The organism is Desulfobulbus sp. (genome assembly GCF_030824455.1).
GTDB lineage: Bacteria > Desulfobacterota > Desulfobulbia > Desulfobulbales > Desulfobulbaceae > Desulfobulbus.
This window is the reverse complement of sequence record NZ_JAVBXR010000018.1, coordinates 1-13,238: the sequence shown is the minus strand read 5'-3', so window position 1 is coordinate 13,238 and position 13,238 is coordinate 1. Positions and strand designations below refer to the sequence as shown.

Below are 13,238 nucleotides of genomic sequence, written 5' to 3'. Positions count from 1 at the left end.
TATGGGCAACGAACACCACCGTTTTATGCAGATGGCCTTGGACGAGGCAAAAAAAGGTCTGGGCCGCACTTCGCCCAATCCTGCGGTGGGCGCCGTTGTTGTTGCCGAGGGCGAGGTCGTCGGGCGAGGCTATCACCAAAAGGCCGGCACTCCCCATGCCGAGGTGCACGCCCTTGCCGACGCAGGACCGGCGGCCAAGGGCGCGACCCTGTACGTCACGCTTGAGCCCTGCAACCACACCGGAAGAACGCCGCCCTGCACCGAGGCAATTCTTCGCGCCGGCATTGCTGCGGTGGTTATTGGCATGTCCGACCCCAATCCGCAGGTGACCGGCGGCGGCGCTGAGCGTCTGAAAGCCGAAGGCGTCGAAGTCCGCAGCGGGGTGTTGGAGTCGCAATGTCGCGCCTTGAATTATCCGTTTATCAAGCACAGCGCCACGGGGTTGCCTTGGGTGATCATGAAGGCGGGGATGAGCCTTGACGGCAAAATGACGCTGCTGCCAAAGCAGGGTGCGGCAATGACCGGTCCTAACGCCAACCGGTATGTGCACCAGTTGCGCAACCAAGTTGACGCCATCTTGATCGGAGTGGATACGGCGATTATCGACGACCCCAGTCTGACCACGCGCCTTGAAGGCGTTGTCGCGACACGGGATCCGTTGCGGATTGTTCTCGACACCCATTTGCGTCTGCCGCCAGAGGCCAGCATGCTCGCCCAACAGTCGGCAGCGCCGACCTGGGTGTTCTGCGGCAAAGACGCCTGTTGCCAAAAGGAGGCGTTGTTGACCCGCGCCGGCGCTGCGGTTCATCGCCTGCCTGTCGACACAGCCGGCTGGGTGGGGCTAGTCGCAGTGCTCCAATTTTTGGGGCAACAAAACATTACCTCCGTGCTGGTCGAGGGCGGCGCCGGCATACACGGCGCCATGTACGGCCAAGGCCTTGTCGACGAGGTGCAGCTGTTGTATGCGCCCTTCATCGCCGGCGATCATGGAACGCCGCTTGTCCGCGGCTACAGTCTGGACAGCCGTTCGGCCGCGCCCGCGTTGACCGACATTGCAGTGCATAAACTGGGCAACGACATCCTGTTCAAGGCCCTGGTGTCCCGCTAACTGATTGATCCTCTCGCTCAGCCTTCGTGGGTTGGGCTCCGTTCGTCGGCATTGTCTTCTTCTCCTCCATACGCTGTTTGCCGCCTTCTATTCGATGGCGTACTGGGTCAGCTTCCGGTAGAGGGTCTTGCGGCTGATTCCCAGCGTGTCTGCAGTCTTCTGGCGGTTGCCGGAGTAGAAGTCGAGCATCTTGAGAATGTGTTGTCGTTCCACCGATTCCAGGGTCAGGGCGGCGCCGTTGCTTTCCGAAGATTCCACCAGTTCGCGCGGCAGGCAGCGTTCGGTGATGATGCCGTTTTCAGCCAAAATGATTGAACGCTCGATGACGTTGCGCAGTTCCCGGATGTTGCCCGGCCAGTTGTAGCGCAGAATGCAGGCCATGGCCCGCTCGACGATGCGGTAGTGAGTGTTGTCCGGGCTGAGGGTGGCAAGGAAATAATCCACCAGCAGGGGGAGGTCTTCCTTGCGATGTTTCAACGAGGGAATTTCAATGCTGAAGGCGTTGATGCGATGGAAAAAAGCCTCGTTAAATCGGTTGTTTTCCACCTCTTCGGCTAGGTGGCGATTGGTGGCGAAGAGAAACCGAATGTTCACCTTGCGCTCCTCCTTTTCACCCACCCGTCGATAGGTGCCGGTTTCCAGCACCCGCAGCAGCGAGGCCTGCACCTCAAGCGGCAATTCGCCGATCTCGTCGAGAAAAAGAGTGCTGTCGTGGGCAAAGGAAAGCAACCCTTCCCGCGACTCGTTGGCGCCGGTAAACGACCCTTTGATGTGGCCGAACAGCTCACTGCGCGCCAGTTCCTTCTGCAGGGTGGCGCAGTTTTTGATGATCATCGGATTGGCGGCCAGGGGCGAGCGCTGATGGATCAGGCGGGCGACCACGTCCTTGCCCGCGCCAGACTCGCCGGTGATCAACACCGGAATGCGGGCCGGGGCGACCTTGTCGATCAAAAACTGGATGTCGCGCATGGCCTGGGAGTTGCCGATAAAGCGCACCTTGTTCTGCTCCTGACCGGTGCTGTGGCGAAGCATGGCGTTTTCGCGGGAGAGCAGCACCCGTTGATGCGCCTTTTCCACGATCAGGTCGAGCCGGTCGAGGTTGAACGGTTTGCGGATGAAATCGCAGGCCCCCAGCTTCATCGCTTCCACCGCGATGTCGACGTCGCCGTGTCCGGTGATCATGATCACTTCGATATGGGGAATCGATTCCCGTATCTTGATCAACAGTTCCAGGTCGGAAACATCCGGCAGCCACAGATCCATGATGATGACGTCAAACCAGTGGTTCCGCGCCATGGCCATGGCCTCGGCGCCGTCGGCGGCAGTGACGATCTCGCGCCGGCTGTTGGCCAGTTCCTTTTGCAGCAGTCTGCGAATCGACTCTTCGTCGTCGATTACCAGGATGGAATATTTTTCTTTGTCCATTCTTCTTTTATGCCTGGAAGAGCAACCCTGAACGCCGAGCCCAGGCCAACGGCGCTGGTGACGGTGATCTCTCCATGATGGTTTTTTACAATTGAATAACAGGTGGAAAGCCCGATGCCGATGCCCTTGCCCACGGGCTTGGTGGTGAAAAAGGGTTCAAACAGTTTGTCCTGGACGCCCAGGGGGATGCCGCAACCTGAGTCTTCGATGACCAGCGTCACCCCGCCCGCCTCGTCGGTGTGGGTCTTGATCAGAATGGAGCCGCCGTTGCTGGTGGCGTCCAGGGCGTTGGTCAACAGATTGATGATGACCTGTTTGAGCTGCGACTCGTCGCCCAGGATGTGCGGCAAGTCGTCCAGCAGTTCAGTTGTGACGGTCAGATCCTGCTGCTCCTTGAAATGATGTTTGAGGATAAACAGGGTGTCGGTGACGCACTGATTGAGATCGACCTGACTCAGACTGGAGGCGGTGGGGCGGCTGAAGGTCAAGAGCGTCTGGACAATGTCGCGGCAGCGCAAGCATTCCTTGATGATGGTCTCGGTGTACTCCTTGAAGTCGCCGTACATGTCGTCGTCAATCTTGCCTTCAAGACGGATGATTCGCCGCTTCAACCCTTGGGCGAAGCCGTTGATCGCAGTGAGCGGATTGTTGATTTCATGGGCCACGCCAGCCGCCAGTGCCCCGACCGTGGCCATTTTTTCGGCTTGATAGAACTGGGCCTGAAATTCTTTTTCCAGCGTGACGTCCCGCTTGAAGAGCAGTACCTGACGCTCGCCGGTAAGGCTGGTTTTCAGCGGCGAGGCAATGATCTCGTAGTGCTTGAAGTCGTCGTTGACCTTGTAGATGCAGAGATCCTTGACGATTTCATCCTGGTCCAGGGCGCGCAGCGCCGGGCAGTTGTCGCAGCGTCCGTCCCTGCCGCGAAAGATTTCATAGCAAAAGCGACCGATGGGGTCGATGCCGGGAAACCAGTCGGTGAACACATGATTGACCCGCTGGATGCTCATGTCCTCGGCCAACACCACCATCAGGTCGGTGATTCCGTCGAGCAACGCCTGGATTTCTTTGCGTTTTTTCTCTAGCTCGAGGTTGGAGCCCTTCAGTTGCTCAACCTTTTGCTGCAACTCCTGGTAAAACCCGAGTTTGCAGTGCTCGATGCCGACCAGGTCCTCAAGAGTGGTATAGTGGGGCATCACCACACCTCCTCACAGATTCGCAGAAACTCCTCCCAGGTGGCCGGCCGTGGATTGGTCAGGTTGCAGGCGTCTTGCACCGCCATTTTGCAGAGTGATTCCAAGTGATGCCGTTCGCTTTCCGGAATCAGTTGGCTCAGGCGCAGGGCCACATCGAACGAAGCAAAAAATTCATCGAGTTTTTCGATGCCGGCCAGGGCCGTGTCCTGGTCCGATCCCACCTGGCGTTTGAGGATCAGGCGGCCAATGTCGGCCATGCGTTGCAGGTTGACGCCCATGTTGAAGCGCATGACGCTGGTCAGCAGAATCGGATGCACCACCCCGTGCCGCATGTCGAAATGGCCGCCCAAGGCGTGCGCTAAGGCGTGTTCGGCGCCGAGACCAGCGTTGCTGAAGGCCATCGAGGCCGAAACCGAGGCAATGCTCAACTGCTCCAGCGAATCGAGCGAACGGGTGGCGACCGCGCGTTGCAGGTTGGCCAGGATCAGATCAATGGCCCGAAGCGAGTGAATTTCGGTGAAGGGCGAGGCAATGCGCGACATATAGGCCTCGATCGCGTGGGCCAGGGCATCGACGGCAGACTGGATGATCAGCGATTCGGTCTTGGTCCGCAGGATCAGCGGATCGACAATTGAGATGTTGGGCACCAGCGTCCGGGTGATGATGGACATTTTGACCCCACGCTTCATGTCGGTGATAATGCAGAATTGGCTGATGTCCGAACCGCTGCCGGCGGTGGTGGTGATCAGCATCATTGGCGGCAGTGGGCGCTGCACCCGGTTGGCTCCTTCGTAGTCGCGTATCCTGCCGCCGTTGCTGGCAATAATGGCGATGCCCTTGGCGGTGTCCATGGCGCTGCCGCCGCCGATGGCAATGATCACGTCGGTGCCGTTTTTCAAATAAAACTCCGCCCCCTGCTCCACCTGAAAGTCGCGTGGATTCGAGGTGACGCCGGGGTAATAGACCCACTTGATCCCCTCTTTTTCGAGGATGTCCATCAGGCGTTGCAGCCATCCCGCCTCTTCAATGCCTTCGTCGCTGACCAGGAAGACTTTTTTGGCGCCGAGGCGCAGGGCGCACTGGCCGGCGTAGTTGAGGCTGCCGCGGCCAAAGATAATTTCAGGAATGGCGAATTTGGTAATATCCATGAATCCGGTTCTGCTTGAAGAGTTCTGGTCGAGTACCTTAAAGACCGGGGCCATTTCCAGGCCGCCGCAGGAGTGGGGTTCGATTGCCTGAGCCTGATGTAAATCTGCGGCAGGCTTGGTTGGGGAAACGGAGGAGCGTGTTCGTGTTTGCGCCGCAAACTTTTCCTTACAAGGCAAAGGTACAGTTGCATCTTTCATGCCGGGTGATCTCCTGGTGGGACCTGACAACACAGCGGACACGGGCGAGTGGGTATAAATGACCCTCTCGACTGCACATACCATCGAACAAGAAAGGCTCTTTTTGACAAGAATAGCACAGATGGATGCAGAAGCGAAGAAAAGATCGGGTCATTGTGACTCAAAAGCATGGTCGAGGCGAGGCGCGATGACTCGCGTTTGGCCGGAAGGAGCCGCGAAACACCCCAGCGTACGCCCCAATAAGAGCGAATTCGGCTGCAATGCGTTGCCCTTCGTCTCTTTTGCCGGTGCGATTGCCGCACCGGTCACTCAATTCGTGCACAATTAATTTTCACTGCGCCTTGTTTTCGTCGACAACGACGTGATACACTTTTTCTATTCGCAAAGGGTGTGTTTCCGGCAAACGCGGAGAGGGCGAGATCCGGAACACCCGTGACTATGCTGAGGAGGCAATCGGGTATGAGTGTTCCCCCAAAAAGCAACCCACGGTGGGCCGACGTTGTCACTGGTCGGAAGACGTACACGCTCAAATTTTTAGCTGCCAAAATTTTGCTCGGCCGGGTGGTGCGCACGGTCAGCGCGGCCCCAACACCCGAAAATGTCCGCGACGCCGTGGATCAGTTGTTTGCCATCTATGAAAAGAATGCATCCAGCCCGTCGGCGCAGGAAGACATCAAAATCATTTTCGGATAGGAGGAACCATGCAACAGAACATGTACAGTGTCGTTGAGGTTGAAAAATTCATTGCTGAAGGTCGCACGCTGCTCTTGGCCGGCGAAGAGGCCTTGCTGCGTCAATTGCCCAAAGGGCAGTGGATTGGCGGCACCATCCCCTATTTCATCACCCCGTCTGAGGGTGGCGCCGTCTCCCAGGATAAAATTTTTGTCACCGACATTTCGGCCGTGACCGCATCGGCAATCACCTCGGTCTACGACCAGAACGGACTGGGCAAGGTGTACACCGACGCCGAGGGCAGCGGGTTCAGTTTTATCATCCTACCGGCGACAAGCCCGGCGCACGCGTCTTTTGCTCTCAATGGCCCCAATTATAAGGATTTTGGCAACCGTCCGCTGATCGGCTGGGTGGCCGGCGTCCATCTCAGCGACTTGGGCAAGGCGACCCCCAAGGTGTTTGACGGCAGCTCTGGCGCCGCCTACGAGCAGGAGGCGGTGGTCATGCATGTGACCCTGCCGCCGGGCAAGTCGGTGGAGGTGGGCATCATCAATATATTTGAGCAGGGCGACGGCGATATGCTTACCTTCGCCGCAGACGGCTTTTCCTGCACCGATGTGATGGTCAACGGCGTCAAAGAAAACTTTGCCGAGTACATCACCCGCAATAATCTCGACACCAAGCTGCCCCTTGTAGCCGATTATTACGGCGCCTTGGTCAACATCAGCTTCCAGAGCGTCGATCCCGGCGGCGAGGTGAAATTCTACGCCCCGGTGTTCACCGGCATCCGCTATAAACACGCCAAGGCGGTGAGCAACTATGCCGCCTCTTTTGGCGAACAACTGCGCAAGAGCAACCTCGATGGACAAAACATTGTCTTTTCCTGCAACTGCATCCTGAATTATCTGTATTCCGAACTGGAAGGCCGCAAGACCGATCCCTTTGTCGGGCCCATCACCTTTGGCGAGATCGCCTATCAGCTGCTGAATCAGACGCTGGTGTATATGGAGGTGCACGACATCTGATTTTTGCGCGAAGATGTGGTACAAAAAGGCCCGGTTGCTCCGGGCCTTTTTTATTGCGGCGAATTTTGTCAGGTCCGGTGGAGGCAGCGCAAAACCAATGAGTCCCAATACCTCTCGATGATTGTCAGCGCCTCCAGACGAACCGACATCCCCGCCTTTTACAGCGATTGGCTGCTCAACCGGCTGCGAGCGGGATACGTGTTGGTGCGCAACCCCTTCAATCCCTTGCAGGTCTCACGGGTTGCGCTGGACCCCGGCGTGGTCGACTGCCTGGTTTTCTGGACCAAGAACCCCGCGCCGCTGCTGCCTCGCCTGGACGAAATCGACCGGCTCGGTTATCCCTACTTTTTTCACTACACCCTCACCGGTTGCGACCACACCCTGGAGCAACACCTTGCAGACATCGACACCCGGATTGCGGCCTTCCGCCGTCTGAGCGAGCGGATCGGCCCAGAGAGGATGCTGTGGCGCTTTGACCCGATTGTCCTGACTCCCGCCCTGGATCCCGACCACTATCTCCGCGCCTTTGCGCAGTTGGCCCAACAGTTGCGCGGATTCACCCGCCAATGCACCATCAGTTTTCTCAGCGTGTATGCAAAGTGCAAACGCAACCTGACGGGACTAGCGTTGCTGCCCCTTGAGGACAGCGAGAAAATCCGTTTCATTCGGGGCCTCGCCGCCCTTGCCGCCCGTTGTGAGATCGAGCTGTGCGCCTGCTGCGACCCATTGTTCACGGAGCAGTGCGGGATCGCTGCGGCCCGGTGCATCGACGAGCGCCTGGTGGCCGACATCCTGAGGCAACCGGTGCGGATCAAAAAAGACAGCGGTCAGCGGCCGGGCTGCGGCTGCGCGGCCAGCGTCGACATCGGTGCGTACAACACCTGCCCGCACGGCTGCCGGTATTGCTACGCCAACGTCAGCCCCCAGGTGGTGGCCCGCAACCACGCGGCCCATGATCCTCGCTCACCCCTGTTGACCGGTGTCCTCAACGGCCGGGAGACCATCACCGAGCGCAGGATGGCGTCTGTGTGTTCGCCCCAGGGCAGGCTTTTTTAAGCAGGCGGCGGGGCAAAGCCGATCAACGCTTCGTCCCGCTGTAAACGTGCAATAAATCCGAGAACCTTGACAGGCAAGCTGCGGCTTTGTAATGCTGCAGGCAGCGGTTATTTTGCCCTTCCGGCCGGCGAACGATCGCTGTTGACCGGGATAAGGCTGCATTGAATGCTGCATTGAATGCGGCATTGACGGCGCGGCGTCCAGGACGCGCGCGGGAGAGGACAGCGTATGTATAAAATAGTGCATGAAAAGGATGAGATGCTCATCCGTTTTGAAAAAGATCTGGTGGACGGCGAAACCCTATCGCGGTTCCTGAGCCACATCAACCTGCGGTCGATGTTGAAAAAGAACGCCGGCGGCGCCGCCAGCGCCCGGATGCGGGCCAGCAACGATCTGGCCGCGTTGCCCACCGGCATTGCCCTGCTGCGCGATCCAGCCCTGAACAAGGGTTCGGCCTTTACCCTGGAGGAACGTGAAACCCTGGGACTGACCGGCCTGCTGCCGCCCCGAGTGCACACCATTGACGAGCAGGTGCAGCGCATCCTCGAAAACTTGCGCAAACAGTCCACCGACATCGAGCGCTACGTCTACCTGATTGCGCTCCAGGACCGCAACAAGACGCTCTTTTACCGGGTGCTGCTCGACAACATCGAAGAGCTGATGCCCATTGTTTACACCCCCACCGTGGGCCAGGCCTGCCTCCAGTTCGGCCACATCTTCCGTCGGCCGCGCGGCATCTACATCACCGCCCGGGACAAGGGCAGGGTGGCGGAGCTGCTCGGCAACTGGCCGTTCAACGACATCCGGGTGATTGTGGTCACCGACGGCGAGCGCATCCTCGGTCTGGGCGATCTGGGCGCCGACGGCATGGGCATCCCGGTGGGCAAGCTGGCCCTGTATTCGGTCTGCGCCGGCATCCATCCCTCGCTCAGCCTGCCGGTCACCCTCGACATGGGCACGGACAACGCCCGCTTGCTCAACGACCCGCTCTACATCGGCCTGCAGCACCCGCGCATCCGCGGCGAGGTGTACGACGAAATGCTTGAGGAATTCGTTCTCGCGGTGCAGCAGGTGTTTCCCGGCGCCCTCATCCAGTTTGAGGACTTTGCCAACCGAAACGCCTTCCGCCTGCTGCAACAGTACCGCGATGAGGTCTGCTGCTTCAACGACGACATCCAGGGCACTGCCGCCGTCACCGTGGCCGGCATGTTCTCGGCCCTGCGCATCACCGGCGGCGATCTCAGGGAGCAGCGGTTTCTGTTCCTGGGCGCGGGCGAGGCAGGGCTTGGCGCCGGCCAGTTGCTGGTCTCGGCCCTGGTCGAGGCGGGATTGTCTGTCGAGGAGGCCCGTCTGCGTTGCTGGTACGTCGATTCCAAGGGATTGATCGTCAAGAGCCGGGACGACCTCAGCGGCCACAAACTGCTCTACGCCCACGACCATCCGCCCATCGCCGATTTCCATGAGGTGGTCAAGGCCTTGAAGCCGCATGCGATCATCGGCGTCTCCGGCCAGCCCAAGCGTTTCACGCCCGAGATTCTGGAGACCATGGCGCAGATCAACGAGCGGCCGATTGTCTTTTCGCTCTCCAACCCGACCTCCAAGTCGGAATGCACCGCCGAGGAGGCCTACACCTGGACCGAGGGTCGCGCCATCTTTGCCAGCGGCAGCCCCTTTGATCCGGTGGTCATCAACGGGCAGAAGCGGTACCCGTCGCAGGGCAACAACGTCTACATCTTCCCCGGGGTTGGCATGGGCGTCATGGCCAGCGGCGCGGTGCGGGTGACGGACGAGATGTTCCTGACGGCGGCGCGGGTGGTGGCCGGCGAGGTCTCCGACGCGGATCTGCAGTTCGGCCGGGTCTATCCGCCTCTGCCGCGCATCCGCGAGGTGTCGCTGGCCGTGGCCGTAGCCGTGGCCGAGGTGGCCTATGCAACCGGACTTGCCGCCAAACCCAAGCCGGATGATCTGGCCGAATATATCCAGTCGCTGATGTTTGAGCCGGACTACCAGAGCTACATCTGAGCCTTTCTCGCGATTGCTCCTTTCCCTTGCCGGCGCGTCTCCGGACGCGTCGGCTGCCGTTTGCCTCTGTTTGCTTCTATAGACGCTTGGCTGTCAGGCGCGCCTGTCACGGAGTTTTTCGATAGCTGCCGCTGGGCGCGCCGTTGACGTAGACGCCTTCCAGATAGGCCAGTTTCCTGGGCAACTGGTGCGGCGTGCCCCGGGTGAGGAGAAAGGTGGCCGGACCGCCGACCCTCAACGCGCCGATCTGCGCCACGCCAAAAAAACGAGCGCCCTGTTCCGAGGCGCATCCAATCGCCTCGGCCAGGGAATAACCAGCCTTGATGAACAGTTTGATCTCCTCAACCACAGACTCGCCATGGAGAATGCCGACGCTGCCGGCACCGGTGGCCACGGCTGTCGGCGTCCCCAAAATCCGTGCCCGACCCAATTGGCCAAGCTGATCGGCGAGCATCGCTTTCCAGTGGACCTCGGCCCCTGGCAGCGCTTTTCCCGGCGCAACATAGCGCAACGAGAAGCGGCAGCAGACCTCGCCGCCGGAGCCTGAGCTGTCCAGCGCGTTTTTTGCCCGCAGCACGCTTGGCAGCCACAGCACCTGATCGGCTGCCATCTTGCGGAGATTTTCCTCGCCCATCAGGTAGCCTTGCTCAATGGCGTCGCAGCCTGCGGCCAGGGCCTCGGCCACAGCCTGCGGTCCATTGGCGACCACCACCGTTTTTCCGCGCCTGGGCTGCGACAGCAGGCTCCGCAGGGCGTCAATGCGCATAACGCTCATGCCTGGCCCAGGACCTTCCACCTGATCTATATCCGGGGAATATTGAATTCTGTGGAACTGACAATTCAAGGCAGGGGTTGGCGCATCATCGGCCGTATTGAGCGGGATCGGAGCGGATGAGCAAATAACGATGGCCTGTTCCTGCGCAGTTGGCGTGCCGCTCCGAGCCAGCAATCCCTCCGGGGTTCCGTTGTCGGCCACGGCCAGCACGCCGTGCGCCAGGCAGTCGCCGATGTGCCGGCGGAACAGGGCGGCCCGTTGCTCGGGATCAGCCGCCTCCACGCTCGCCTGGGTGTTCGGGTCAATCGAAGGCGAACGCGACAGGGCAACGCTGCAGTCCATCAGCGGCGGTACGATGGTGCAGTGAGACAGGTCGTCGATGATTGCCCCAGGCTCGTCGGGTAGTTCGTCTTTCGCGCCCATTGCGGTGATGCGGCCGCCCTTGACCGCCAGATAGACGTTCTTGCGCGCAACCGCGCTTCTGCCGTCAAGCAAACCGCCGGCAACGATGAATCGGGTGGCGTCCATGAAACACTCCGTTGACTGTCAATGGTCGGGTGGGGGGCGGGGGCTCGGACGGAAGCGCGTTGCCCGGTCTCCCGCCTCATTGTGCATCACCGCGCCACAAGAAGTAAACGCTCGTCCCGTCGCTACGGTTTGCGGACAAAATCCTCCAGTTTCGGCTGGATGGTGCAGAATCCGGTCATGCAGTCGCCCACGGCGTTGATCTCCGCTTCCTCCAGGTCGATCAGGGCGGCGATGACGTCGGCCTCGTCCTTGCCGGCAAAAACGCCCTCGACGGTGTGCCAGCCCGATCCTTCCTGAAACTGAAAGCGGCTATGCACTTCGGCCGTCTGTTGCTCTCTGGATAAATCAATGAACTTTGTATTGGCCATGGGGTCCTCCTCTTTCCGCGCTCACCACAAGCTTGAATCGGCTTTGCCGAGAAAGACCTTGGTGCAGATGAGAATGTTGCGAGCGTTGTCGCCGGCCTGGATGCGCAGCAATCCCTCGCGGATAATGATTTTCTTCAGCAGTTCCCGGCCGTTGGATTCATTGTAGTAGATGTCGGCGTCCAGGATGTCCTGCACGTTTTCCGGCTCGGTTTTATCGACAATCAACTGGATGCCCAGTTTGAGAAAGGGATCCTTGATCTGCATCAATTCGCCTTCCAGGGCCAGCAGCCCGCGCTTAAAGGCGACTTCGCCCAGATCGCGCAAATCTTTGACCAGCGGGACCAGGCTTTCCTGATCTTCCCGGCTGCAGGCGGCCTTTGCGGCCAGTGCTAAATCTCGTAACATATGAGGTCCTTGGTGGAGGTTGGCTAAGTGGCGGTTGGCTGCCGGGGAACGCATCGGTTTCCCATGAGGGCCATTGTGCAGAGATTGGCCGCAAAAGAAAAGAGAAAAAGCTGGTGCGGCGCCATGGAAGGCCGTGCATGCACAGGGTGTTCAGGCGGCGTGGCGTTGCCTGAGGCCGCGAAATGTCAGAGTGTTTCTTTCAGCCGTCGTATATGAGCAGGCCCGATGCCGCAGCAGCCGCCGATGATGTCGGCGCCCATCTCCACCCATTTTTTTGCCGCGTCGGCATAGGCTTCTGGCGTTATGACGTCGGCGAACTGCCAGTTGGGCATCACAAAATTGCCGGAATGGGCGTATACGCCGCGTTTGCCGCTCCAGCCGGCGGCCAGTACGGCCAGCCCGGCTGCCGCGTCCTCGGTTTCGGTGTGCATGATGAACGCCGCGTCGGCGCCCATCCCGGCAAAGATTCCGACCGCCTCTGCCAGGCTGTGGCCCTGCTCCCACAACAGAATCTCCCCGCCTGCGTTTTTCACGCAGCTCAAACCCAGCCACACCGGCAATCCCGTGGTCAGTGCCGCTTTGATGGCCAGGGAACCCTGGGCAATGTCCTCGATCATTTCAATAATCAAGAGGTCGGCCCCGGCTTCGGCCAGGATCATGGCCTGTTGTTCATACCACGAAAGCGCCTGGTCAAGCGGCGGGTAACAGAGCTGCGGATTGGCGCAGAAGGTGGTTGGCGCAATCGAGCCGGCAATGGCCACCGGCCCAGCGGCGACCCGGTCGCGCGCCTTGATTGCAACCGCGATTGCAGCGGCGTTGAGGCGACGGAACTGCTCGGCCATCCCGGCGCGGGCCAGCATGTGTCGGGCCAGCGAGAACGAATTGCAGGTGACCACGTCCGCCCCGGCCTGGATGTAGTCTTCATGCACCGCCTGCACAACGTCCGGCGCCGTGAGCATCGCCTCTGCGCTCCAGGCGGCGCTGTTCATCGCTACGCCGCGTTTCTCCAGTTCGCTTCCAGTGGCGCCGTCGAGGAGCACAATCTGTTTGCGGGCTATTTTTTCATCAATAAAATCGAGATTGATCACTGCTTGGCTCCAAAGGTGAAAGATGGAGAGGGGGAGTATTCCATTCCTCAATCAAACGAGGCATGACACACGCAGCAAAATCTCATTGAGGAAGGTGGGGCATTTCGAGCCATAACGAGATTTCTCCTCGCTGTGCTCGTCGAAATGCCCGTTAAAGGGAATTGTCAAGCCGTAACCTGAAAAGCCTTTGAATAATCGAAGGTTTTCTGATGCACGATGAGTGTGTG

General features: G+C 59.7%; 12 protein-coding genes. 5 read left to right on the top strand and 7 right to left on the bottom strand.

Annotation, left to right across the window (positions count from 1 at the left end):
- Position 1 precedes the first annotated feature (1 nt).
- Positions 2 to 1,108, top strand: a complete 1,107-nt coding sequence (ribD, locus tag RCH93_RS03035) for a bifunctional diaminohydroxyphosphoribosylaminopyrimidine deaminase/5-amino-6-(5-phosphoribosylamino)uracil reductase RibD (RefSeq protein ID WP_306546837.1) — start codon at positions 2 to 4, stop codon at positions 1,106 to 1,108.
- A gap of 87 nt (positions 1,109 to 1,195) precedes the next feature.
- Here ribD and RCH93_RS03030 read toward each other — a convergent pair whose 3' ends face one another.
- From RCH93_RS03030 to RCH93_RS03020, 3 genes are read right to left on the bottom strand one after another with little or no spacing between them, the layout of a single operon-like run.
- The gene (locus tag RCH93_RS03030; protein WP_306546836.1) at positions 1,196 to 2,533 is read right to left on the bottom strand and encodes a sigma-54 dependent transcriptional regulator; all 1,338 of its coding nucleotides are present in this window, start codon (positions 2,531 to 2,533) and stop codon (positions 1,196 to 1,198) included.
- Complete coding sequence (locus RCH93_RS03025) at positions 2,503 to 3,726, bottom strand: nitrogen regulation protein NR(II) (RefSeq protein WP_306546835.1); 1,224 nt, start codon at positions 3,724 to 3,726, stop codon at positions 2,503 to 2,505. The genes RCH93_RS03030 and RCH93_RS03025 overlap by 31 nt, the downstream gene beginning before the upstream one ends.
- Positions 3,726 to 4,874 (bottom strand): iron-containing alcohol dehydrogenase, encoded by a 1,149-nt coding sequence (locus RCH93_RS03020; RefSeq protein WP_306546834.1) that lies wholly within the window; start codon positions 4,872 to 4,874, stop codon positions 3,726 to 3,728. The genes RCH93_RS03025 and RCH93_RS03020 overlap by 1 nt, the downstream gene beginning before the upstream one ends.
- A 657-nt stretch (positions 4,875 to 5,531) precedes the next feature.
- Here RCH93_RS03020 and RCH93_RS03015 point away from each other — a divergent pair.
- The 4 genes from RCH93_RS03015 to RCH93_RS03000 all read left to right on the top strand — a co-directional run bounded on the left by RCH93_RS03015 (position 5,532) and on the right by RCH93_RS03000 (position 9,847).
- Entirely contained in the window at positions 5,532 to 5,765 is a 234-nt protein-coding gene (locus RCH93_RS03015) for a hypothetical protein (RefSeq protein ID WP_306546833.1), read from the top strand.
- A gap of 8 nt (positions 5,766 to 5,773) precedes the next feature.
- Positions 5,774 to 6,769, top strand: coding sequence for a hypothetical protein (locus tag RCH93_RS03010; protein WP_306546832.1), 996 nt, complete (start codon positions 5,774 to 5,776; stop codon positions 6,767 to 6,769).
- Positions 6,770 to 6,886: 117 nt separating this feature from the next.
- Positions 6,887 to 7,825 carry a DUF1848 domain-containing protein gene (locus RCH93_RS03005; protein ID WP_306546831.1) on the top strand — a complete coding sequence of 313 codons (939 nt, stop codon included), beginning with the start codon at positions 6,887 to 6,889 and terminating at the stop codon, positions 7,823 to 7,825.
- A gap of 228 nt (positions 7,826 to 8,053) precedes the next feature.
- On the top strand, positions 8,054 to 9,847 hold the full coding sequence (locus RCH93_RS03000; protein WP_306546830.1) for an NAD-dependent malic enzyme: 1,794 nt from the start codon (positions 8,054 to 8,056) through the stop codon (positions 9,845 to 9,847).
- 106 nt (positions 9,848 to 9,953) lie between these two features.
- Here the strand turns inward: RCH93_RS03000 and RCH93_RS02995 are convergent, their stop codons facing one another.
- From RCH93_RS02995 to RCH93_RS02980, 4 genes are all read right to left on the bottom strand, one after another.
- Complete coding sequence (locus tag RCH93_RS02995) at positions 9,954 to 11,150, bottom strand: amidohydrolase (RefSeq protein WP_306546829.1); 1,197 nt, start codon at positions 11,148 to 11,150, stop codon at positions 9,954 to 9,956.
- Positions 11,151 to 11,272: 122 nt separating this feature from the next.
- Positions 11,273 to 11,518 carry a hypothetical protein gene (locus RCH93_RS02990; RefSeq protein ID WP_306546828.1) on the bottom strand — a complete coding sequence of 82 codons (246 nt, stop codon included), beginning with the start codon at positions 11,516 to 11,518 and terminating at the stop codon, positions 11,273 to 11,275.
- A gap of 21 nt (positions 11,519 to 11,539) precedes the next feature.
- The gene (locus RCH93_RS02985) at positions 11,540 to 11,923 is read right to left on the bottom strand and encodes a hypothetical protein (protein WP_306546827.1); all 384 of its coding nucleotides are present in this window, start codon (positions 11,921 to 11,923) and stop codon (positions 11,540 to 11,542) included.
- A 185-nt stretch (positions 11,924 to 12,108) separates the two neighbouring features.
- A complete protein-coding gene (locus RCH93_RS02980; RefSeq protein WP_306546826.1) occupies positions 12,109 to 13,011 on the bottom strand; it encodes a homocysteine S-methyltransferase family protein in 903 nt (300 codons plus the stop codon).
- Between the last annotated feature and the right edge of the window lie 227 nt (positions 13,012 to 13,238).